The sequence below is a fragment of the Parvibaculum indicum genome (assembly GCF_011762095.1).
Classification (GTDB): domain Bacteria; phylum Pseudomonadota; class Alphaproteobacteria; order Parvibaculales; family Parvibaculaceae; genus Parvibaculum; species Parvibaculum indicum.
Window position 1 is genome coordinate 42,142 of record NZ_JAASQO010000007.1, and the last position, 21,174, is coordinate 63,315.

The 21,174-nt window shown below is 64.6% G+C and carries 20 protein-coding genes; 14 read left to right on the forward strand and 6 right to left on the reverse strand.

What is annotated here, in order from left to right; all coding sequences use genetic code 11:
- The first annotated feature begins 30 nt into the window (after positions 1-30).
- Together FHS78_RS10010 and moaB are read left to right on the forward strand one after the other, a co-directional pair.
- Complete coding sequence (locus tag FHS78_RS10010) at positions 31-1,890, forward strand: lytic transglycosylase domain-containing protein (RefSeq protein WP_167093761.1); 1,860 nt, start codon at positions 31-33, stop codon at positions 1,888-1,890.
- A gap of 154 nt (positions 1,891-2,044) precedes the next feature.
- Positions 2,045-2,587 carry a molybdenum cofactor biosynthesis protein B gene (gene moaB, locus FHS78_RS10015; RefSeq protein WP_167093763.1) on the forward strand — a complete coding sequence of 181 codons (543 nt, stop codon included), beginning with the start codon at positions 2,045-2,047 and terminating at the stop codon, positions 2,585-2,587.
- A 129-nt stretch (positions 2,588-2,716) separates the two neighbouring features.
- Here moaB and FHS78_RS10020 read toward each other — a convergent pair whose 3' ends face one another.
- Genes FHS78_RS10020 through FHS78_RS10030 form a run of 3 tightly spaced genes read right to left on the reverse strand, consistent with a single transcriptional unit; the run spans position 2,717 to position 4,794 of the window.
- Positions 2,717-3,478, reverse strand: coding sequence for a class I SAM-dependent methyltransferase (locus FHS78_RS10020; protein ID WP_167093766.1), 762 nt, complete (start codon positions 3,476-3,478; stop codon positions 2,717-2,719).
- Complete coding sequence (locus FHS78_RS10025) at positions 3,475-4,086, reverse strand: TIGR04282 family arsenosugar biosynthesis glycosyltransferase (protein ID WP_167093768.1); 612 nt, start codon at positions 4,084-4,086, stop codon at positions 3,475-3,477. The genes FHS78_RS10020 and FHS78_RS10025 overlap by 4 nt, the downstream gene beginning before the upstream one ends.
- Positions 4,087-4,098: 12 nt before the next feature.
- Complete coding sequence (locus tag FHS78_RS10030; RefSeq protein WP_167093769.1) at positions 4,099-4,794, reverse strand: TIGR04283 family arsenosugar biosynthesis glycosyltransferase; 696 nt, start codon at positions 4,792-4,794, stop codon at positions 4,099-4,101.
- Between the two features lie 106 nt (positions 4,795-4,900).
- Here FHS78_RS10030 and FHS78_RS10035 point away from each other — a divergent pair, with 106 nt between their 5' ends.
- The 3 genes from FHS78_RS10035 (at position 4,901) to FHS78_RS10045 (ending at position 8,495) form a co-directional block, all read left to right on the forward strand.
- Positions 4,901-6,100 (forward strand): PA0069 family radical SAM protein, encoded by a 1,200-nt coding sequence (locus tag FHS78_RS10035; protein WP_167094104.1) that lies wholly within the window; start codon positions 4,901-4,903, stop codon positions 6,098-6,100.
- A 476-nt stretch (positions 6,101-6,576) separates the two neighbouring features.
- Positions 6,577-7,323, forward strand: coding sequence for a ribonuclease HII (locus FHS78_RS10040; protein ID WP_246220440.1), 747 nt, complete (start codon positions 6,577-6,579; stop codon positions 7,321-7,323).
- Between the two features lie 68 nt (positions 7,324-7,391).
- Positions 7,392-8,495: a site-specific DNA-methyltransferase gene (locus FHS78_RS10045; protein ID WP_343041957.1), complete on the forward strand. Its 1,104-nt coding sequence runs from the start codon at positions 7,392-7,394 to the stop codon at positions 8,493-8,495.
- 327 nt (positions 8,496-8,822) lie between these two features.
- On the opposite strand, the gene mutY is transcribed toward FHS78_RS10045, so the two are convergent.
- Positions 8,823-9,956: an A/G-specific adenine glycosylase gene (mutY, locus tag FHS78_RS10050; protein ID WP_167093771.1), complete on the reverse strand. Its 1,134-nt coding sequence runs from the start codon at positions 9,954-9,956 to the stop codon at positions 8,823-8,825.
- 105 nt (positions 9,957-10,061) lie between these two features.
- Here mutY and FHS78_RS10055 point away from each other — a divergent pair, with 105 nt between their 5' ends.
- The 9 genes from FHS78_RS10055 (at position 10,062) to FHS78_RS10095 (ending at position 19,113) form a co-directional block, all read left to right on the forward strand.
- Entirely contained in the window at positions 10,062-10,589 is a 528-nt protein-coding gene (locus FHS78_RS10055) for a DUF721 domain-containing protein (RefSeq protein ID WP_167093773.1), read from the forward strand.
- 100 nt (positions 10,590-10,689) lie between these two features.
- Positions 10,690-11,439 carry a thioredoxin domain-containing protein gene (locus tag FHS78_RS10060; protein WP_167093775.1) on the forward strand — a complete coding sequence of 250 codons (750 nt, stop codon included), beginning with the start codon at positions 10,690-10,692 and terminating at the stop codon, positions 11,437-11,439.
- Positions 11,440-11,509: 70 nt separating this feature from the next.
- Positions 11,510-14,971, forward strand: coding sequence for an AAA family ATPase (locus tag FHS78_RS10065; protein ID WP_167093777.1), 3,462 nt, complete (start codon positions 11,510-11,512; stop codon positions 14,969-14,971).
- A gap of 439 nt (positions 14,972-15,410) precedes the next feature.
- Complete coding sequence (locus FHS78_RS10070; RefSeq protein ID WP_246220441.1) at positions 15,411-15,764, forward strand: AtpZ/AtpI family protein; 354 nt, start codon at positions 15,411-15,413, stop codon at positions 15,762-15,764.
- Between the two features lie 30 nt (positions 15,765-15,794).
- The gene (locus tag FHS78_RS10075; RefSeq protein ID WP_167093781.1) at positions 15,795-16,568 is read left to right on the forward strand and encodes a F0F1 ATP synthase subunit A; all 774 of its coding nucleotides are present in this window, start codon (positions 15,795-15,797) and stop codon (positions 16,566-16,568) included.
- A 127-nt stretch (positions 16,569-16,695) separates the two neighbouring features.
- On the forward strand, positions 16,696-16,920 hold the full coding sequence (locus FHS78_RS10080) for a F0F1 ATP synthase subunit C (RefSeq protein ID WP_167093783.1): 225 nt from the start codon (positions 16,696-16,698) through the stop codon (positions 16,918-16,920).
- 90 nt (positions 16,921-17,010) lie between these two features.
- The gene (locus tag FHS78_RS10085) at positions 17,011-17,604 is read left to right on the forward strand and encodes a F0F1 ATP synthase subunit B (RefSeq protein WP_167093785.1); all 594 of its coding nucleotides are present in this window, start codon (positions 17,011-17,013) and stop codon (positions 17,602-17,604) included.
- Positions 17,605-17,614: 10 nt separating this feature from the next.
- Positions 17,615-18,100 (forward strand): F0F1 ATP synthase subunit B, encoded by a 486-nt coding sequence (locus FHS78_RS10090; RefSeq protein ID WP_167093787.1) that lies wholly within the window; start codon positions 17,615-17,617, stop codon positions 18,098-18,100.
- 212 nt (positions 18,101-18,312) lie between these two features.
- Entirely contained in the window at positions 18,313-19,113 is an 801-nt protein-coding gene (locus FHS78_RS10095) for a dienelactone hydrolase family protein (RefSeq protein WP_167093790.1), read from the forward strand.
- A gap of 179 nt (positions 19,114-19,292) precedes the next feature.
- Here the strand turns inward: FHS78_RS10095 and FHS78_RS10100 are convergent, their stop codons facing one another.
- Positions 19,293-19,847: a nucleotidyltransferase family protein gene (locus FHS78_RS10100; RefSeq protein ID WP_167093792.1), complete on the reverse strand. Its 555-nt coding sequence runs from the start codon at positions 19,845-19,847 to the stop codon at positions 19,293-19,295.
- Positions 19,847-21,079, reverse strand: a complete 1,233-nt coding sequence (locus FHS78_RS10105) for a serine hydrolase domain-containing protein (protein ID WP_167093795.1) — start codon at positions 21,077-21,079, stop codon at positions 19,847-19,849. Before FHS78_RS10105 ends, FHS78_RS10100 begins: the two co-directional genes overlap by 1 nt.
- Positions 21,080-21,174: the final 95 nt, after the last annotated feature.

A 21,174-nucleotide genomic window follows, 5' to 3' on the forward strand; every position in this document is an offset into this window, starting at 1 on the left:
TAATTTGCCTTGGCGCTTGAGAGGCGGCAGATGAGCGATATGATACTCGCTCATGCGCTGGGGGGTGCATCAATGACGGCTTCGGTTTCCGGGGGGCGGACGCTTCGTCCTGCCCGTACATTTTGCAAATTCGCGCTCGCGGGCTTTCTGGCCGGCGCCGCGCTGGCGCCGCTTCCCGCGGCGGCGGCGCAAGGCACCTCGGCAGAAGCAAATGCGGTAGCGCCCGCGCGCATCTGGAGCCCGGAAATCCTGAGCGGCAAGGACCGCGAACTCTACCGGCAGCTTTTTGCCGAGACCCGGCGCGGCAACTGGAAGAAAGCCGACGCCATCGCCGCCAGGCTTTCCGACAAGCGGCTGATGGGCTTCGTCCTCTACGAAAAATATATGGGCCCGCATTACCGCACGCCCTATTCGGAACTCGCGGCCTGGATGAAGAAATACCGCGACCTGCCGGGCGCGAAGGACATCTACAAACTTGCCGTGAAGCGCCGCCCTCATGGCGCGTGGCCCGCGCGGCCCGCGCGGCGCAAATGGCGCGCACCGGCCCATACCGATTATGCGGTCTATGAAAAGGACGACCGGCCCCTGTCGGCGGCCTATAAGCGGATCGCGCCCCAGGTCCGCCGCCATGTCTCGTCCGACAGCGCGGAAGAAACGCTCCATTTCCTGAAGCGCTATCACGTCAAATCGAAGCTCACCGCCGTCGAATACGACAAGGTGCGTGTGCGGGTCGCGGCCTCCGCCTTCCTGGAAGGCGATGACGAGCTGGCCTATCGCATCGCGGACGAAATTTCCTCGCGTCATGCGCGCTACGTGCCGCTGGCGGACTGGTATGCTGGTCTGTCGGCCTGGCGACGCGGGCAATACGCCGATGCCGCGCGCCACTTCAAGCGCCTGTCGGAAACCGACAGCGCGGGCGACTGGTCCAAGGCGGCGGGCGGCTTCTGGGCGGCGCGCGCCTATCTGGCCGATCGCGACCCCGAGCGCGTGGCGCCGATGCTCGAACGCGCCGCCGCGACGGGCGCGACCTTTTACGGCCTTCTCGCCACGCGCCAGCTCGGCCGCCGGATCGACATCGACTGGGTGGACCCCCAGCTCGACCAGTCATCCTTCCGCGCGCTCATCGCCAACAAGGCGGTCGCCCGCGCCGTGGCGCTCGTCCAGATCGGCCGCAAGGATCTCGCCGAACGCGAACTGATCCGCGCCCATGGCGAACTCGATCCCTCGCTCGACCAGCCGCTGATCGCGCTGGCGCAGAGTTTCGCGCTGCCCGCCGTGGCGCTGCAGGTGGCGAGCGCGGCGCGTGTGCCGCATCGCATGGTCGATGGCCGTGTACGGATGAATGCGGGCCTCTTTCCCATTCCCGAATACAGGCCCAAGGCCGGCTACAAGATGGACCGCGCGCTCATCTTCGCCTTCATGCGGCAGGAGAGCAAGTTCAAGCCCGACGCCAAATCCTATGCCGGCGCGCGCGGCCTGATGCAGATCATGCCCGCCACGGCGAGCTACATCACCAAGGACCGCAGTCTGGCGGGCCGCAACCGGGACAAGCTCCTCGATCCGAGTTTCAATGTCGGGCTCGGGCAGGACTATCTTTCCGAGCTGATGAGCTACAGCCAGCCGCAGGGCAATCTCTTCATGCTTACCACCGCCTATAATGGCGGCCCGGGCAATCTGATGCGCTGGCTCCAGAATATCGACTTCAAGGACGATCCCTTCCTCTTCATCGAGTCGATCCCGGCGCCGGAAACGCGCGGCTATATCGAGCGGGTCATTTCCAATTTCTGGCTCTACCGCTCCCGCCTCGGCCAGCCCGTCCGCTCGCTCGACGAGAGTGCATCGGGCACCTGGCCGGTGTATAAGGGCGTGGACGGGTCGCCGTCCTCCTGACACCGCGCCCGACTTCCGGCATTCCGCTTCCCCGACCGGGAGGGTCGTTCCGCTCCTTCGGCTTCGGACGGATACCGGCTCGTCTTTTCAGACAGATCGCGGCGGCCTCCCGCCGTCCTCCTCGGCAGCAACTCCTCAGCGAAAGGGTCCCCCCATGCCCGGTATCGACGAAACGCGCGACTTCATTCCGCTCAACATCGCGGTGATGACGGTATCCGACACGCGCAAGCCCGAGACCGACAAATCGGGCGACGTGCTGGCGGACCGCATCGCGGCGGCCGGGCACCATCTCGCCGAGCGCACCATCGTCAGCGACGACGTCCAGCGCATCCGCTCGCAGCTCCTGCGCTGGATCGCGGCCAAGGAAATCGACGTCGTCATCTCCACCGGCGGCACGGGGCTCACGGGGCGCGACGTGACGCCGGAAGCCTTCTTCTCCGTCTACGACAAGGAGATCGAAGGCTTCGCCGCCATCTTCCACCGCGTCTCCTTCGAGAAGATCGGCACCTCCACCATCCAGTCCCGTGCCACGGCGGGCGTCTCCCACGGCACCTATCTTTTCGCGCTGCCCGGCTCGCCCGGCGCCTGCAAGGATGGCTGGGACGAGATCCTGAAATACCAGCTCGACTACCGCTACCGCCCCTGCAATTTCGTGGAAATCATGCCCCGCCTTCAGGAGCATGTCGGGCGGGCGTAAAGAAAAACGGCGTCATCCCGGGGTGACACTGAAAAAACCGTCATTGCGAGCGCAAGCGAAGCAATCCAGTGCGTCGCGGCAAAGCGTGGATTGCGTCGTCGGCTGACGCCTCCTCGCAATGACGTGCTCCTACTCCGCCCGCGTCATCACATAGAACACGTATGAAAACTCGCCGAGGAAGCGCTCGGCGATGTCGATCTCGCGATACATCTCGTTGAAGACGGCCTTTGCCTCTTCCACGCCTTCATACGCGCCCCAGCTTTTGCGGATTTCGTCCTTCATCGGCGCGTAGTAGTCCGCGAACCAGTCCTCTTTCGGCAGCACGGTGGTCGCGACGACGCGATAGCCCGCGCGCTTTGCCGCTTCCTTGTTGGTCGCGACCGTTCCCATGCCCGGATACATTTCGCGCCAATAGTCCCAGGCTTCGGGCGAGGGCGTATCGGTCAGCCAGGTGAGTTCGGAAACGACGCAGGCGCCCGTCGGCTTCAGGTGCCGCCGCCACGCCTTCAAGCCTGCCTCGAAGCCCATCAGATAGATCGCGCCTTCCGACCAGATGAGGTCGAACGCGCCGTCGCCGAAGGGCAGTTCTTCCATGTCGGCGCGCTTCACGGTGAGCCGCTCCTCCGGCACCTCTTCGGCCACCGCGCGCTCATGCAGCTTGTCCAGAAAGGGCTCGAAAAGATCGACCGCCGTGACACGGCCTTGCGTGAGCGCCAGCAGGTCGAAGGCTTCCGGCCCCTGCCCGCAGCCCACATCGAGGATTTCCGGCGCGGGCGGCAGCTCCGGCACCAGCGCGAAGGCTTCCGCCGTCGCGCGCGCACTGCCCGGCCCGTTCCTCGGCAGCTTCAACTGGATATCGAGAAACAGTTTGAAGGGATCGATATCGCTCATGTGTTCGTCTGTCTTTCGCTCTCTTTCCAGCGGCGGTAATCCGCGCCGGTGTCGATGTCGTTCAGCGTGTCGATCAGGGCGAGCGTCAGCCCCGCCTTGTCGATATTCGCGCGCGTATCGGCCAGCGTGTTTTCGCTCGACCAGCGTACGCCCTGAAAAATCTCCGCCACGCGCGGAAAGCGCTTCATGCCGACAAGCCAGTAGCCGCCATCCTCCGCCGGTCCGAGCACGGTATCGGCGCGGCCCAGTGCCTCAAAGGCGCGGGCGATATGATCGCGCGTAATGCCGGGAATGTCGCCGCCGATAATCACCGCCGGGCCCGGCGGCAGGTCGCGGAAAAGCCGCCCCATCCGGTCGCCGAGATCGCCGCCGCCTTGCGCGATGCGCGGCACGCCGTCCGGCCAGACGCCCGTCTCATGCACGGCGCGGTCGGGCGTCAGGGCGAGCACGGTCTGCCAGCGCGGATCCGGCGCGACGCGGCGCAGCAGATCGCCGCATGTCCGGCGGAAAAAGGCGAGCGCGGCCACATCGCCGATCTCGCGGGCAAGGCGGGTCTTTACCCGGCCCAGACGCGGCGCCTTGGCCATGACGACAAGCTGCCTGTCCATGAGCCGTTCCGTCTACTGATAGATACGGGCGATCAGCCGGGGCGGCACGCGCAGATAATAGAGCGTGAGGCAGGCGAAGTTGCGCAGGATGCGCGCGGCGAAACCGTCCTTTATATAGCGGTCCGGGCTGGTGACGGCGCGCGAGCGCAGCATCACCAGGCGCCGCCTGCCGATCCGGCGCACGAAATCCACATCCTCCATCAGCGGCATGTCGCGATAGCCGCCGAGCTTTTCATACAGCCGCCGGTTGATGAGGAGACCCTGATCGCCATAGGGCAGGCGCAGGATCGCGCAGCGCAGCGCGACGATGCTTTCCAGAAAGCGCGCCCAGCCCGAAAAATCGTCCAGCGTGAAACGGAACGCGGCGGCGATCTCGGAGCTGCGGAAACGCCCCGCCTCCACCTGTTCCAGAAATTTCGACACTTCTTCGTCCCAGCCGGTTTCCAGCACCGTGTCGGCATGGAGGAAGAGCAGCCAGTCGCCCTTCGCCTCCCGCGCGCCGGCGGCAAGCTGGGGGCCCCGCCCCCGCTCGCCCGTCACCAGATGGGCGCCCGCCGCCTCCACCACGTCCAGCGTGCCGTCGGTGGAGCCGCCGTCGGAAACGACGACTTCCTTCACACGGCCGCGCACCACCGCGCCCACCAGCGGGAACATGGCGCGGGGCAATTCGTCTTCGGCATTCAGGGTCGGGATGATCACGCTCAACATGCGAGCCAATTAGCCATGGAGCGTAGTCACACTGCAAGGAAACTGTCCCCTTCCGGATAAATGTTCTTGTTCTGCTCTCTCGTTCTGCTAGGATTTCCTCATGACGATGAGTCGCCACATAGCGCGTCCCGGCCGCACCGCCCGTCCCCACGCCAATTCCCCGATTGGCTCCAAGGCGGTGGCGCGGCCGTCCCGGCTCCCCAACGCCCCGTCCCCCGTACCCCAAGGCGTGAGCGAGCCCAACCTGCCCCCCGACGGCCGCCGTGGCCGGGGCGCGCTTACCAACCGCCCGGGCCGGTTCGAGCCGCGCGGCTATGAGCTGGAAGACGATGGTTGGGACGGGCTTTCCTCGGTCCCCGCGCTGAAGACGGAAGTCACCGTCGAACATGCCAAGACCATCATCTCGCGCAACCGGTCGCCGGATATTTCCTTCGACCGCTCGATCAATCCCTATCGGGGCTGCGAGCATGGCTGCGTCTACTGCTTCGCCCGGCCGACCCATGCCTATATGGGGCTGTCGGCCGGGCTCGATTTCGAGAGCCGCCTTTTCGCCAAGCCCAATGCGGCGGAGCTTCTGGCGCGCGAGCTGTCCAGGCCCGGCTATGAGGTGCGCCCCATCGCCATCGGCACCAATACCGATCCCTATCAGCCGATCGAGCAGCGCTACCGCGTCACGCGCTCCATCCTCGAAGTGCTTTCGGCCTATCACCACCCCGTCACCATCGTGACGAAATCCGCGCGGGTGACGCGCGATCTCGACATCCTCGCCGACATGGCGACGCGCAATCTCGTCAAGGTCGCGATCTCCGTGACGACGCTGGACGCGACCCTCGCCCGCAAGATGGAGCCGCGCGCCTCCACGCCCTCCAAACGCATGGAAGCGCTTTCCATGCTGTCGGAAGCGGGCGTGCCGACGGGCGTCATGGTCGCCCCCGTCATCCCCGCGCTGAACGACAGCGAGATCGAGCGCATATTGCAGGGCGCGGCCCATGCCGGCGTCGCGCAGGCCGGTTTCGTCCTCTTGCGCCTGCCGCTCGAAATCGCCGACCTCTTCAAGGAATGGCTCAACGAAAACGTGCCGGACAGCGCCGAGCGCGTCATGTCCCTCATCCGCCAGATGCGCGGCGGCAAGGAATACGATGCCGAATGGGGAAGCCGCATGAGAGGCACCGGCCCCTACGCCTGGCAGATCGGCCGCCGCTTCGAAATCGCCGCCCGCAAATTGGGGCTCAACAGGATCGGGACCGATCTCGACTGCGACCGGTTCACGGTGCCGGGACGAGGCAAGCAGCTCGAATTGCTGTGAGGCCCTTCAGCCGTCATGCCGGGCTCGCCCCGGCATCCATACCGACTCCGAATAACGGAACACCTTCCACATGGACCCCGGATCAAGTCCGGGGTGACGGTCTCTGGATTTGGCAAAGCCCCGCAACGAGTGCCGGGACGACACCGAGTTTTTGACGCTTTCCGAAAACACAACAAAGACTGTCATCCTGGCACATGCCGGGGCCCAGGGGCCGCGGACACCGGACGTACCGCCCATGGATCCCGGGACAAGCCCGGGACGACGCCGAGTTTTTGACACTTTCCGAAAACACAACAAAGGCTGTCATCCCGGCGAAAGCCGGGACCCACTCGCTTTTCCCCAGCCCGCCTAAGTCGTTTAGGGCACTTCGGAACATGCAAGGCACAATCCAATCGCACCTCATCCATATGCCGCGCCGCCAATGGGTCCCGGCTTTCGCCGGGATGACACGGAGAGGGAATCTACGGATAGAGTGATTGAGGTTTTACATTCCACATCACAAACTCCGCTCCATGCCCCGCCCCGCCAAACCGAAAACCACTTTCACCCCCGACTTCGCCTTCGAGGAAGAAGCCGGCGCGCCGCAGGTGATTGTCTGCGGCGTGGACGAGGCCGGTCGCGGCCCGCTGGCGGGGCCTGTCGTCGCCGCCGCCGTCATTCTCGATCCCGCGCATCTGCCGCCCGGCCTCGACGATTCCAAAAAGCTCACCGCGAAGAAGCGCGAGGCGCTTTACGGCCTCATCCGCGCCCAGGCGCAGGTCGGGGTCGGCATGGCGAGCGTCGAGGAAATCGACCGCATCAACATTCTCGCCGCCTCCATGCTGGCGATGTCCCGCGCGGTGGCGGCGCTGCCCTCAGCCCCCGCCCATGCCCTTATCGACGGCAACCGCTCGCCGGAGCTTGCCTGCCCCGCCACGCCCGTCGTCAAAGGCGACAGCCGGTCGCTCTCCATCGCGGCGGCCTCCATTGTCGCCAAGGTCACGCGCGACCGGATGATGATCGAGATGGCCGCCGAATTTCCGGCTTACGGATTCGAGCGGCATATGGGCTACGGCACGAAGCAGCACCTCGATGCGCTCGAAAATGCCGGTCCCTGCCCGCATCACCGCAAAAGTTTCGCGCCCGTCGCCGCGCTCCTAACTCAAGATATTGAGTCCGCCGAGTCCCGAGAGACTCGATTTAGTGTCTCCGAATCCGTTAACCCCTTGATTCCACAAAAATAATTGACGCCGATTCGCGACCTCGCCATGATCGCCGGCTCCAACGGGGCGACATGTAGAGGGGCGTTAGCGTGGCACGGACAGGCAACGGCACGGCGGCAACCGCCGAGAAGATCATTCAAGGCAACTGCATCGAGGCGATGAACGCCCTGCCGGCGAACTCCGTCGATCTCATTTTCGCGGACCCGCCCTACAACCTTCAGCTCGGCGGCGACCTCACCCGCCCCGACCAGTCCAAGGTCGATGCCGTCACCGACGAATGGGACAAGTTCGAGAGCTTCGAGAGCTATGACCGCTTCACGCGGGAATGGCTCGCCGCGGCGCGCCGCGTACTGAAACCCACCGGCGCCATCTGGGTCATCGGCTCCTATCACAACATCTTCCGCGTCGGCGCGAGCCTTCAGGATCTCGGCTACTGGATCATGAACGACGTCGTGTGGCGCAAGTCGAACCCGATGCCGAATTTCCGCGGCACGCGCTTCACCAATGCGCATGAGACGCTGATCTGGGCCGTGCGCGATGCCGACCAGAAGAAATATACCTTCAACTACGACGCGATGAAGGCGCTCAACGAAGACCTTCAGATGCGCTCCGACTGGCTGATCCCGATCTGCAATGGCGGCGAGCGGCTGAAGGACAAGGACGGCAACAAGGCGCATGCGACGCAGAAGCCGGAAGCGCTTCTCCACCGCGTGTTGCTCGCCACCACCAATCCCGGCGATGTCGTGCTCGACCCCTTCTTCGGCTCCGGCACCACGGGCGCGGTCGCCAAGAAGCTCGGCCGCAAGTTCATCGGCATCGAGCGCGAAGCGAAATACATCAAGGTCGCGCGCGAGCGCATCCGCCAGGTGCAGCCGTCGAGCCCGGAAGACCTCAAGGTCACGCAGTCGAAAAAGGCCGCGCCGCGCATTCCCTTCGGCACCATCGTCGAGCGCGGATTGCTGGAGCCCGGCACCAAGCTCTACGATCCGCAGCGCCGCCACGCCGCGCGCGTGCGCGCCGACGGTTCGCTCGTCTGCGCCGACGCCACCGGCTCCATCCACAAGATCGGCGCCCATGTGCAGGGCCTCGAAGCCTGCAATGGCTGGACCTATTGGCACTTCAAGACCGACGGCAAGCTGAAGCCCATCGACATGCTGCGCCAGAAGCTGCGTGCCGAGATGGGCGAGGGGTAATCCTCATTTGTCATTGCCGGGCCCGACCCGGCAATCCAGCGCAACAATGCGCGGCACGCGCCGCTCTGGATGCCCGGATCAAGTCCGGGCATGACAAAAAAGAATGTCATCCCGGCGAAAGCCGGGACCCAATCCACGTTTCAGCGCGTTGTGACGCGAGTGGATCCCGGGAACAAGTCCCGGGATGAAAATGTATTTTGTGGTTACAGCAGAAAATCAAAAAGCTCTGCGTCGTCCCGGCACTCGTTGCCGGACCCATTAGCGCAGCGGTGTATCGTCGAGGCGAGTGGGTCCCGGCTTTCGCCGGGATGACAGCCATTGTTGTAGCTACTTCCCCTTGAACAAAGGCCCCGCATCCGGCGCGGCATGCGCGGCGGCCTTTTTCATCACGGTCGGCAGGGCCTGCGCGTCCAGCTCCTCCTCCGGCACCCAGAGCCCCTCGGCCTTTTTCGCCTCGCGCGCGCCCACTTCGGCCACGAAGATCGCAAGCTGAAGGTGGAAATGCGTAAAGGTGTGTTCGACGAGCCCCGGCACACGCGCCCATTTCGCCGTCACCGGCGCGGCTTCCAACAAAACGTCCTCGTCGATCTCGGCTTGCGTCCACTCCGTCGTCGGCACTTCCAGCATGCCGCCCAGCAGCCCCTTGTCGGGCCGGCGGCGCAAGAGCACCTCGCCCTTCCCGTTCCTTAGATAGAAGCAGGCGCCGCGCCGCGTGGGCCGCGCCTTTTTCGGTGCGCGGCGCGGCAGCGTTTCGGCGATGCCCTTCTCGAAGGCCAGACACCCTTGCGACACCGGACAGCGATTGCAGGACGGGCTTTTGGGACTGCATATCGTCGCGCCCAGATCCATCATCGCCTGCGCGAAATCGCCGGGGCGTTCGTCGGGCGTCAGTGTCTCGGCGGCGGGACGGATTTCCTTCTTGGCGTCGGGCAGCGGCGTTTCGATGGCGAAGAGCCGCGCCACCACGCGCTCCACATTGCCGTCCACCACGGTCGCCTTGCGGTCGAAGGCGATGGCGGCGATCGCCGCGGCCGTATAGGGCCCGATGCCCGGCAGCGCCTTCAGCCCTTCCTCGGTGTCGGGAAAGCGCCCGTCATGCTCGTCCGCCACCCTGATGGCGCAGGCATGGAGGTTCCGCGCGCGGGAGTAGTAGCCGAGCCCTGCCCAGGCCTCCATCACCTTGTCGCGCGGCGCGGCGGCGAGGCTTTCCACATCCGGCCAGCGGCTCACGAAATCGCGGAAATAGGGGCCGACGGTCGCCACCGTCGTCTGCTGGAGCATGATCTCGGACAGCCAGACGCGATAGGGGTCCGCCCGTGCGCCCCTGTCGCGGGCCCCCTTTTGTTTTTTGGGCGGCCGCACCCGCCAGGGCAGGTCGCGCGCATGCACGTCGTACCAGGCGAGCAGCCTTTCGCCGACGCTCTCCCGTTTCCCGCCCTTTTTTGCCGCTTTTGCTGCCATGCCTTCATATGTCGTTTCGAGGGCGTTCCCGTCAAACGATCCGGCGGGCAGGCCTTACGAAAGGGAGATGTGCGTAAGAAGCGATTCCGAGTCAGAATGCGCGCCATGAACGAGTTGCTGGGAGATAAGGTCGCCTCCAGGCGCTATGCCCCCGCGCCCATCGGCGGGCGGGTGATGGCGGCCGCGCGCGACGCCTTCAAGAAGCGTGGCTTTGCGCAGGTGCAGATCCTCTCCCATTGGCCGGAAATCGTGGGCGAGACGCTGGCGGAATATTGCGCGCCGGAAAAGCTCGCCTTTCCGCGCTTCTCGAAGGATGAAAAGCAGAAAGGGCCCTCCACCGGCGCGGTGCTGACCTTGCGCGTGGAAGGCCCCGCCGCGGTCGAGATCAAGCATCTGGAACCCCAGATCGTCTCCCGCATCAACGCATATTATGGGTATGACGCGGTCGCCCGGCTGAAACTCGTGCAGGGCCCGCTGCCGCATAAACCCGTCCGCAAGCGCCGGAAAATCAGGGCGCTGACGCCGGACGAACGAAAGAAGCTCGCTCAAGAGCTTGAATCGATAGAGGAAACGCCTCTCAGGGGAGCGCTGGCCCGGCTGGGCGAGCGGGTGATCGGAGCCCATAAGCGCTGAACGCGAGTCCCGATTCTCGTCTGATGGCAACAGAAAGGATTCGTTGAGGGGGCCCCTCAAGGCCGCCATAATACGCAACATCTAGTGGGGACTAGCAGTCGTGAATCAAAATCGAGTTATCATCATCCTTGCCGCCGTCGTGGTGGTTTTGGGCCTTGGCTATCTCGCCTACACCCAGTTCGGGGCTTCCGCGGAGGCCGAGCTGGCGTCGGCGGACGTCATGACGGCGGACAGCGCGCTGGAAAAGGAGCTTCTGGTTCCCGGCCCGCTCGGCGACATGACCATGGGCGAGAAGGACGCGCCGGTGGTCGTCATCGAATATTCCTCGATGACCTGCCCCCATTGCGCCGACTTCAACAACCAGACCTTCCCCGACCTGAAAAAGACCTATATCGACACCGGCAAGGTCTATTTCATTTCGCGGCCCTTCCCCTTCGACAGCGCGGCGACGGCGGCCTTCATGCTGGCCTTCTGCGCGGGCCCGGAGCGGTATTTCGGCTTTGTGGACGTGCTGTTCGAGCAGCAGCGCCAGTGGATCCTCGCAGACGATCCGATGGCCGCGCTGGAAAAGATCGCCCGGCAGGGCGGCTTCTCCAAGGAGCAGTTCCAGCAATGCATGCAGAACGGCGAGGTCTTCGACCATATTTCCAAGGTCGCCAAGCGCGGGGCGGAAGAGTTCAACATCCGCTCGACGCCCACCTTCTTCATCAACGGCCAGATGGTTCAGGGCTTCATGAGCTGGAAGGAGTTCCAGCCGCTGGTCGAAAAGGCGCTCGAGGGCAAGGACATCACCAAATCCGAGCCCGAAGGCGAGACGACGCCCCAGGACGAAGCGCCCGGGGAAGAATGATCGGCGGGGAGAGCGCGAAAGCGCGCCTCTCCCCTTTTTTCAACGCTAGAGAGACGAACGAGCAACGCACGTGAAGTTCAACCGGCTACGCCTTTCCGGCTTCAAATCATTCGTCGACCCGACCGACCTCATCATCGAGGCCGGGCTTACCGGCGTAGTCGGCCCCAATGGCTGCGGCAAATCCAACCTGCTGGAAGCGCTGCGCTGGGTGATGGGCGAAAACTCGTTCAAGAACATGCGCGGCTCGGGCATGGAGGATGTGATCTTCGCAGGCACCTCCGCCCGCCCGGCGCGCAACCATGCCGAGGTCGTGCTCTATATCGACAATGTCGATCGCACCGCGCCCGCCGCCTATAACGACTGCGAAGTGGTGGAAATCTCGCGCAAGATCGAGCGCGATGCCGGCTCCACCTATCGCATCAACGGGCGCGAAGTGCGCGCGCGCGACGTGCAGCTCTTCTTCGCCGACGCTTCCACCGGCGCGCATTCGCCCGCGCTCGTCCGGCAAGGCCAGATTTCGCAGCTCATTTCGTCCAAGCCGATCAATCGCCGCCGCATCCTCGAAGAGGCTGCGGGCATTACCGGCCTTTATACCCGCCGTCACGAGGCGGAGCTGCGCCTGAAGGCGGCCGAAACCAACCTCACCCGTCTCGACGATGTGGTGGCGCAGCAGGAATCGCAGCTTGCGAGCCTGAAGCGTCAGGCCCGTCAGGCGGTGCGCTATCGTAATCTCTCCGGTCAGGTGCGCGAGACGGAAGCCATGCTGCTTCACCTGCGCTGGAGCCATGCACGCGAAACGCTGGCCGCCGAAGAGCAGCGCCTTGCCGAAACCGATGTGCGCGTTGCCGACCTCACCCGCGAGGCCGCCGCCGCCGCGCGTCTGGAAGGCGAGGCCTCGCAGGGCCTGCCCCAGCTTCGCGAAAAGGAAGCGGAAGCCGCCGCGCGGCTTCACCGCCTCAATGTCGAGCGTGAAAATCTCGATGCGGAAGAAACCCGCGCCAAGGAACAGGCGACCCGCCTTTCCGCCCGGATCGAACAGACCGACCAGGATCTCGGCCGCGAGCGGGGGCTGATCGAAGACACCAATGCCGCCATCGAGAAACTCGATGCCGAAACCGCCGAACTGAAAGCGTCCGAGGAAGGACAGGATCGGGCCAAGGCGGAAGCCGAGACCCGCGTGAGCGAAGCGCAGGAAAAGCTCAATACGCATGAAAGCGAACTCGACCAGCTCAATCAGGAAATTGCGAAACTCTCCGCGGAGCGCAACAGCCTGGTGAAATCGATCGAGAACTCGCGCCAGCGCATCGAGAAGCTGGAACGCCAGCTTGCCGACATTGCCCGCGAGCGCGACACGCTGTCGGACGCGGAAGAAAAGAAAGCCGCCATCGCCGCCCAGACCGCCGAGCTTGAAGAAGCCGCGGAAAAGGTGACGGCCTCCGAACGTCAGGCGCAGGAAGCCGAAGACGCCCGCAAGAATGCGCAGACCGCCGAAGCGCAGTCGCGCGAGCCGATGCAGGCCGCCGAGCGCGTGGTCGGCGATCTGGCCGCCGAAGCGAAGACGCTGACCGAACTCTTGGCCGTCGGCGAAAGCGATCTCTTCCCGCCGCTGATCGACGCGGTGACGGTGGAGCATGGCTACGAAACCGCGCTCGGCGCCGCGCTGGGCGACGATCTCGCCGTGCCGGCCAACGATGCCGCCCCGGTCCATTGGGGCACGCTGCCGCCTTTCGACACGCCGCCGGCGCTGCCGGAAGGCGTGACGCCGCTTTCCTATTTCGTGCAGGCGCCGCCCGCCCTTGCCCGCCGCCTGTCGCAAATCGGCATCGTGGTGTCGGAGGAAGACGGCAAGCGCCTTCATGCCTCGCTGAAACCCGGCCAGCGTCTCGTCACGCAGGAAGGCGCGCTCTGGCGCTGGGACGGCTACACCGCCGCCGCCGATGCGCCCACCGCCTCCGCCAAGCGGCTCGAACAGCGCAACCGGCTTGCCGATCTCGAAGAGGAGCTGGTCGAGGCCCGCCGCAAGGCGGCCGATGCGCGCACCGCCTTCGAGGAAGCGCGTCTCGCCGCCGAGCAGGCCGCGCAGAACGAACAGGAATGCCGCCGCGCCATGCGCGAGGCATCTCAGGCGCATAACCAGCTTCGCGACCGGCTGACCGCGGCCGAACGTGCCGCCTCGCAGCAGATTTCGCGCCTCGAAGCGCTGGCCGAAGCGCATGAGCGCATCACCGGCGATCTGGAAGAAGCGCGCAAATCGCTCGAGGAATCGCAGAGCGCGCTCGACGCCCTGCGCCCGGACGAGGAACTGCGCAGCCGCGCTGGCGAACTGCGCGACACCGTCGCCTCGCTGCGGCTGGAACTTTCCGAAGCGCGCGCCCAGGCCGAGGGTCTTCGCCGCGAGGCGGAAGCCCGCACCCGGCGCCTCGGGGCGATCGAGCAGGAAAGCGCGGCGTGGAAACTTCGCGCCGACAATGCGACCAAGCAGATCGAAACGCTGGAAAACCGGCAGGCGGAAGCCCGCGAAGAGCTTCAGGCGCTGGAAGGCGTGCCGGCCCAGATCGAGGAAAAGCGCCGCTCGCTGCTGGAATATATTGCCGAGGCCGAAAAGGCGCGCGGCGAGGCCGCCGACCTCCTCGCCACGGCGGAGACCCAGCTTGCCGAGACCGCCAAGCACGCCAAGATGACGCAGAGCCAGCTCGGCGAAACGCGCGAGGAGCGCGCCCGGATCGACGGTCTCGTCACCGGCGCGCGCGAGCGGCTGGCCGAATCGGAAGCGCGTATCCGCGAAGTGCTGGAATGCGCCCCGGAAGAAGCCCTCGCCCAGGCCAATCTGGCCGAAGGCGCGGAACTGCCGGACGCCGACCAGATCGAGGCAAGGCTCGAAAAATACAAGCGCGAGCGCGAGAGCCTTGGCGGCGTGAATTTGCGCGCCGAGGAAGAGGCCCGCGAACTCTCCGAAGAGCTCGAGGCGATGAATTCCGAGCGCGAGGATCTCGTCAGCGCCATCGCCAAGCTGCGCCAGGGCATCGGCAGCCTCAACCGCGAAGGCCGCCAGCGCATGCTGGAAGCCTTCGAGAAGGTGAACGAGAATTTCGGCCGCCTGTTCACCCACCTCTTCGGCGGCGGCGAAGCGCATCTGAAGCTCACCGAATCGGACGATCCGCTGGAAGCGGGGCTGGAAATCATGGCCCGTCCGCCCGGCAAGCGGCTTCAGGTCATGTCGCTGCTCTCCGGCGGCGAGCAGGCGCTGACCGCCATGTCGCTCATCTTCGCGGTGTTCCTCACCAATCCCTCGCCGATCTGCGTGCTGGACGAGGTGGACGCGCCGCTGGACGACGCCAATGTGGAGCGTTTCTGCGAGCTGATGGAAGAGATGACGCGCACCACCGATACGCGCTTCCTCATCATCACCCATCATGCGCTCACCATGGCCCGGATGAACCGCCTTTACGGCGTGACCATGCAGGAACGCGGCGTTTCGACACTGGTCTCGGTCGATCTCGACACCGCCGAGCAGATGCGCGAAGCCTCCTGATCCGACCTTCGTTCATCGGTATCTGAACGATCTCAAAGCCCTCATCCTGAGGAGGACGCGCAAGCGTCCGTCTCGAAGGATGGCGATAAGCACGGGCCTCGCCCTTCGAGACGCGGACTTGCATCCGCGCCTCAGGGTGAGGAACGGCGTGAGTGACGCAACGTCAAGGCCCCGCTTCGGCGGGGCTTTTTCGCGGGAAGGCCGAAGGCCCCTCCCGCCCCTTTGCGAGACTCGGACATGGCGTTTTTTCAGAAACCCGCGAAGGGCGATGCCGCGCCTGCGAAGACGTGCGTTTTTTCGTTCAAAATCAGGGACTTGGGACGGATAACCCTGTTCTTGACAGTCCATGCCCCCGCAAGTAGGGTGCGCGCGGCTTGAGGCGGGGGAACTGCGGAATTTTGCGGTCCCGAAGGCCTTTTCAGAAGGCGGAGAACGGGTTTTGGCGAACGATAAGCGCGACCCTTACGCTGTCGACGAGAAGGCCTTGTCCGATCTGGACAAGCGTATCCGGTCCGCGCGGAAATCGACGAAGGACCCCCGAAACCAGCCAGACGATGACGCAGACGCGCGCCGGTCGTCCGATATGAGCCTCGCATTCCGCATGTCGTCCGATCTCGTGGCCGGCGTGCTGGTCGGAGCGTTTATCGGTTGGGGGCTCGATTGGGTGCTCGGCACCTCTCCGTTCGGCCTCATCGTCTTTCTGGGGCTCGGCACCGTTGCCGGCGTCAGAAATCTGCTTCGCACGGTCCGAAAGATGTCCGGCGAAGATGGCAAGGACAAGGACGGGCAATAGCCCGACGTAATAAAACAGGGGCTTTGCGCCGTGGCAGCTGAATCCGGGTCTGGTTTCCCAGTCGATCCTCTTCACCAGTTCGTGGTGAACAAGATTTTTCCGCTGGAGATCGGCGGCATCGATGCCTCCTTCACCAATTCCAGCCTCTGGATGATCGTCGTTCTGGGCTTCGTTACCGCCTTTACCGTGATCGGCATGAGCCGGCGCTCCATGGTGCCCGGCCGGCTGCAATCCTCGGTCGAGATCTTCTACGAATTCATCGCCAACATGGTGCGCGACAATGCGGGCCATGACGCGCAGCGTTTCTTCCCGTTCGTCTTCACGCTCTTCATGTTCGTCTTCACGGCGAACGTCATCGGCCTTTTCCCCTACGCCTTCACGGTGACGAGCCACATCATCGTCACCTTCGCGCTGGCGATCATGGTCTTCCTGGGCGTCACGGTGACGGGCCTCATCCTGCACGGGCCGAAATTCTTCGGTCTCTTCGTGCCGTCGGGCGTGCCGGTCTACATGCTGATCCTGGTGACGCCGATCGAGATCATTTCCTACATCTCGCGTCCGATCAGCCACTCGGTTCGTCTTTTCGCGAACATGCTGGCCGGTCACATCACGCTGAAGGTGTTCGCAGGCTTCGTGATTTCGTTCCTGGGCGCGGGCGCGGTCGGCTGGGCCGGCGCCGTGCTGCCCTTCGGCATGATCGTGGCGCTCACCGCGCTCGAATTGCTGGTCGCGGCGCTGCAAGCCTATGTGTTCGCGGTTCTTACCTGCATGTATCTGGGCGATGCGCTGCATCCGGGTCACTGATCCCGCGCGGCTCGCCGTTTAAGTCATTGCGGCCTCCAAAAGGGGCCGCGCCGTTTGAAAAACAAGAGATTTGTCGGGTCACTCCGGCCCGTCAGAGTTCCAGTTAACCCCGAAGGAGCAGAAGGTTATGGAAGCAGAAGCAGCAAAGTACATCGGCGCCGGCATCGCGTGCCTCGGCATGGGCGGCGCGGGCATTGGCCTCGGCGCGATTTTCGGCAACTACCTGGCGGGCGCGCTGCGCAACCCGTCGGCGGCTCAGGGCCAGTTCGGTAACCTGATCTTCGGTTTCGCCGTGACGGAAGCGCTGGGCATCTTCTCGCTGCTCGTCGCGCTGATCCTGCTGTTCGCGTAATCCCCAAGATCTTTTTCTCGGGGATTTAACGACTGGCTGGCCGCCTTGCCGGATTCGTCCGGAGGCGGCCATTCCGGCTAGGAGAAAAAAATGGCCACTGAGACGGCGCATCAGATCGTCGCCCAAGTTGAACATGCGGACCCGACCGAGCACACCATGGCCGGTCAGGAAGCGGCTCATGGCGGCGCTCACGAGACCGGCTTCCCGCCATTCAATCCGGACTCGTTCTCGTCGCAGCTCATCTGGCTGGCGATCAGCTTCGGCATCCTCTATCTGCTGATGTCGCGCGTCGCCCTGCCCAAGATCGCGACCGTTCTGGAAGAGCGTCACGACCGCATCGCCGACGATCTCGATCAGGCGGAGCAGTTCCGTTCGCAGACGCAGGAAGCGATCGAGGCCTATGAAAAGGCGCTCGGCGAAGCCCGCGACGAAGCTCACAAGATCGCCCAGGCGACGCGTGACGAGCTTCAGGCCGAAACGGACCGCCAGCGTCAGGAAGTCGAGGGCGAGCTTGCCGCCCGGATCGCCGACGCGGAATCGCGCATCAAATCGACCAAGGACACGGCCATGGGCAATGTCCGCGACATCGCCGCCGACGTGGCCGGTACCGTGGTCAGCCAGGTGCTTGGCGAAAATGCCGACACGGCCGCTCTCGAGCGCGCCGTCGACGCGGAAATCAAGTGAGGAGAGACTTATGCTTCTGACAGGTGAATTCTGGGTCCTCCTCGGTCTGATCGTTTTCATCGGCATCGTCATCTATATGCGCGTGCCGGGCATGCTGACCAAGTCGCTCGACGAGCGCGGCGCCGGCATCGCCAAGGAACTCGACGAGGCCCGCCGCCTTCGCGAGGAAGCCCAGCAGGTGCTGGCCTCCTATCAGCGCAAGCAGCGCGAAGCGATGAAGGAAGCCGAAGACATCGTCGCCCAGGCCAAGGTGGAAGCCGAAGCCATGGCGAAGGAAACCCGCGACAACCTCAAGGCCCAGGTCGAGCGCCGCACCCAGATGGCGGAGCAGAAGATCGCGCAGGCCGAGGTTCAGGCGATGAACGAAGTTCGCGCCGTGGCCGCCGACGTCGCCATCGAGGCGGCCCGCCGGCTGATCGCGGAAAAGGTCGACACCTCCAGGGATGCGGAGATCATCGAAAAGTCGATCGCGGATCTCACGGCCAAGCTGCACTGACGGCTCGCCAACCGAACGCCCGAAACCCCGCCCTCGGAAACGAGCGGCGGGGTTTCTTTTTGTGCATCCCCTCCCCCTTTTCTTCACCTCCCCCTTTGACGGGGGAGGTCGGCGCGAAGCGCCGGGAGGGGGCGACGCAAGAGCGCGGAACGCACCTTTTCTCCCCCGGCTCGACAAGGCAGGATACGCCCTCACACAGGGGAGAGGGGCCGATGCTGTCCGACTATCAGAAGACCGAATTCACCCATGAGGGCGAGACGAAGCCCGTCTATACGCGGGGGATGGGGCCCGCCGTCATCGTCATTCATGAGATTCCCGGCATCACGCCGGAGGGCGTCCGATTCGCGGACTGGGTGGTCGATGCGGGGTTTCGCGTCTATATGCCGGAGCTTCTCGGCATAGCGGGCAAGCCGCTCACCACGCCCTATGCCCTGCGCTCGATCGCAAAACTCTGCATCAGCCGCGAGTTCCATGTGCTGGCCGCCCATCGCTCCAGCCCCGTCACCGACTGGCTGCGCGCGCTGGCCCGCCACGCGCATGAGGAAGCCGGCGGCAAGGGCGTCGGCGCCATCGGCATGTGTTTCTCGGGCAATTTCGCCCTCTCCATGATGATGGAACCCTCCCTGATGGCGCCGGTGCTGTCGCAACCCTCCATGCCCTTCCCGCTCGGCGCCGAGCGCAAGGCCGCGCTCCATCTCTCTCCGCGGGAATGGCAATGCGTGAAGGACCGCTGCGCCCCTGTCGAAGAAGGCGGACGGGGCGACAAGGTGCTGGGCCTGCGCTTCAAGGGCGACCGTTTGAGCCCGCCGGAGAAATTCGAAACGCTGCGCCGCGAGCTCGGCGACGCTTTCGAGGGCATCGAACTCGACGACAGCACCGCCAATCCCGATTCGCCCGCGCCGCAGCCGCACAGCGTCGTCACGAACGACCTCATCGACCGCGACGGCGAACCGACCAGGGAAGCGGCGAAGCGCGTGATCTCGTTTTTTCGGGAGCGGCTTCTGGGGACCTAACCCCACACTCAGCTGTCATCCCGGCGAAAGCCGGGACCCATTGGCTCTGCGGCGACTGCCGCCTTCGCTCCTCACCCTGAGGAGCAGACGTCAGTCTGCGTCTCGAAGGGCGAGGCCCGGGCTTGCCGCCGTCCTTCGAGACGGACGCATTCGCGTCCTCCTCAGGATGAGGCCAATATTTACCCCCCCACCAGCCGCACTTCCGGCCACTTCTCCAGCCAGCGCGCCGCCTTGCGTCGCAGTTCGGCCGCGTCGAAATTCGCGACCGGGTTGGGGCGGATCACCATGTCTTCAATGTCGTCGAAGCCCTTCGGCGCGTAGACATCGCCCGCCGCCGACATTCCCACCATGCAGGCGGGCGCGAGGAAACGGTCGATCCCGTCGGTCGCTTTCGCGAGCGGTGGATAGGGCCGCCCGAATTTTTCCTCATACCAGAGATGCACGCGCGCCTGATTGCGGATTTCCATTTCCACGCCGAGCCCGGAAAACAGCTCCCGCCCGCGGGCGATCGCATCGTCCTCCGCCTCCCATGAGGTGTCGGAATCGAAATAGAAAATGTCGTAATCCTTGATGCCATAGCCCGGCTCGCGCCCGGTCAGCGCGTTCCAGACCGTCTGGAAAAGACAGCCCGAAACGAGCCAGCTATCGGCAAGCCCCAGCTCCGGCAACAGGGACAGGACGGCGCGGTTCGCCTCATTGGTCAGCGCCAGTTCCGTGAACCGCGTCGCCTCCATCAGTTCCCGGCCCGTATCTTCGCCGCCATCGCCTCGAACAGCGCGATGGTTTCGTCCTCGCGGAAACTCGTCTCCTCATTGGTCCGGCCGTAATCGCTGTTGGCCGATGTCTTGACGATGACGAGATCCTGCGCCGGATCGACATAGATGAACTGGTTGTAGATGCCGACCGCCGCGAAAGGACCGTCCGCCGCGCGCGGCAGCCACCACAGATAGCCATAGCCCCATACCGTGTCGGACAGCTCCTGCTTGCCGGGCATGAGCCGCGGCGCGTCCGGCGTATGCGACGCCTTCACCCAGTCCGCGGGCACGATCCGTTCGCCGTTCCATTTACCGCCGTTCAGATAGAGAAGACCGAACCGCGCATAGTCGCGCAGCGTGACGTTCACCCCGCCCGCGGCAAGCTCCATGCCGGTATCGTCCAGCACCCAGTAGCCGTCATGCTCGGCGCCGATCTTCGACCAGATCCGGTCTTCCAGATATTCGCTCGGGCTCTCGCCCGTCGCGCGCAGCAGCACCAGGCCCAGCATCTGCGCATCGAGACTGTTATAGAGGTTCACCGTGCCGGGTTCGTTCGCGCGGCCCAGCGTCTTGGCGAATTCCACCATGGAGCTGCCGAAGGCCAGCGCCCGACCAAAACGCGAAATGTCGGAGTCCGGATCGCTGTAATCCTCGTTCCAGGCGACGCCCGACGACATTTCCAACGCATTGCGGATCGTCACGCCGTCATAGCTCGTGCCTTTCAGTTCCGGCGCATAGTCGACGAGCTTATCGTCGATGCTGGCGATATGGCCTTCCTCGACGGCAATGCCGATCAGCGCGGAGATGAAGGATTTGCCGACGGACCATGAAATCCAGCGCGTGTCCCTGTCATTGCCGCGCCGGTAATTCTCATAGACCACGCGGCCCTGGCTCACCGCCATGAGGCCGGTCGTGTCGGTGTCGGCGAGAAATGCCTGCGTATCGCGGGTTTCGCCGCCATAGGCATAGGTCGCAGGCAGATCGATGGTCTCGCCCTGCGGCAGGTCGGAAACGGGTCCCCCGCGGCGGAACGCCCTGACCGGGAAATAGGCATCCATGTTCCGGAAACGCTCGACCTGCTCCTGACCGGAAAACATGCTGGCGACGAAACGCGCCCGCTGGATTTCCGGCCATTTCCACACGCCGACCGCCGCGATTGCCGCCACCGCCGCCACGCCGGCCCCGATGGCGATTTTCCATCCCGTCTTCATTCCGCTCTCCCCCGTTCCCTCTTTTTCTCGTTCGCTCCAGTCTAAACAAAAACCGCCGGCGAGCGGCCGGCGGTTTTCAGATCGCGCAGGGTCGG

Excerpts from the sequence above, each read along its gene's own strand:
- FHS78_RS10025 (WP_167093768.1), bottom strand. The coding sequence starts at position 4,086 with ATGGACAGGCAGCTTGTCGTCATGGCCAAGGCGCCGCGTCTGGGCCGG.
- FHS78_RS10035 (WP_167094104.1), top strand. The coding sequence starts at position 4,901 with ATGAGTCGCCACATAGCGCGTCCCGGCCGCACCGCCCGTCCCCACGCC.
- FHS78_RS10090 (WP_167093787.1), top strand. The coding sequence starts at position 17,615 with ATGCTTCTGACAGGTGAATTCTGGGTCCTCCTCGGTCTGATCGTTTTC.
- FHS78_RS10055 (WP_167093773.1), top strand. The coding sequence starts at position 10,062 with ATGAACGAGTTGCTGGGAGATAAGGTCGCCTCCAGGCGCTATGCCCCC.
- mutY (WP_167093771.1), bottom strand. The coding sequence starts at position 9,956 with ATGGCAGCAAAAGCGGCAAAAAAGGGCGGGAAACGGGAGAGCGTCGGC.
- moaB (WP_167093763.1), top strand. The coding sequence starts at position 2,045 with ATGCCCGGTATCGACGAAACGCGCGACTTCATTCCGCTCAACATCGCG.
- FHS78_RS10095 (WP_167093790.1), top strand. The coding sequence starts at position 18,313 with ATGCTGTCCGACTATCAGAAGACCGAATTCACCCATGAGGGCGAGACG.
- FHS78_RS10020 (WP_167093766.1), bottom strand. The coding sequence starts at position 3,478 with ATGAGCGATATCGATCCCTTCAAACTGTTTCTCGATATCCAGTTGAAG.
- FHS78_RS10100 (WP_167093792.1), bottom strand. The coding sequence starts at position 19,847 with ATGGAGGCGACGCGGTTCACGGAACTGGCGCTGACCAATGAGGCGAAC.
- FHS78_RS10085 (WP_167093785.1), top strand. The coding sequence starts at position 17,011 with ATGGCCACTGAGACGGCGCATCAGATCGTCGCCCAAGTTGAACATGCG.
- FHS78_RS10030 (WP_167093769.1), bottom strand. The coding sequence starts at position 4,794 with ATGTTGAGCGTGATCATCCCGACCCTGAATGCCGAAGACGAATTGCCC.
- FHS78_RS10105 (WP_167093795.1), bottom strand. The coding sequence starts at position 21,079 with ATGAAGACGGGATGGAAAATCGCCATCGGGGCCGGCGTGGCGGCGGTG.
- FHS78_RS10010 (WP_167093761.1), top strand. The coding sequence starts at position 31 with ATGAGCGATATGATACTCGCTCATGCGCTGGGGGGTGCATCAATGACG.
- FHS78_RS10080 (WP_167093783.1), top strand. The coding sequence starts at position 16,696 with ATGGAAGCAGAAGCAGCAAAGTACATCGGCGCCGGCATCGCGTGCCTC.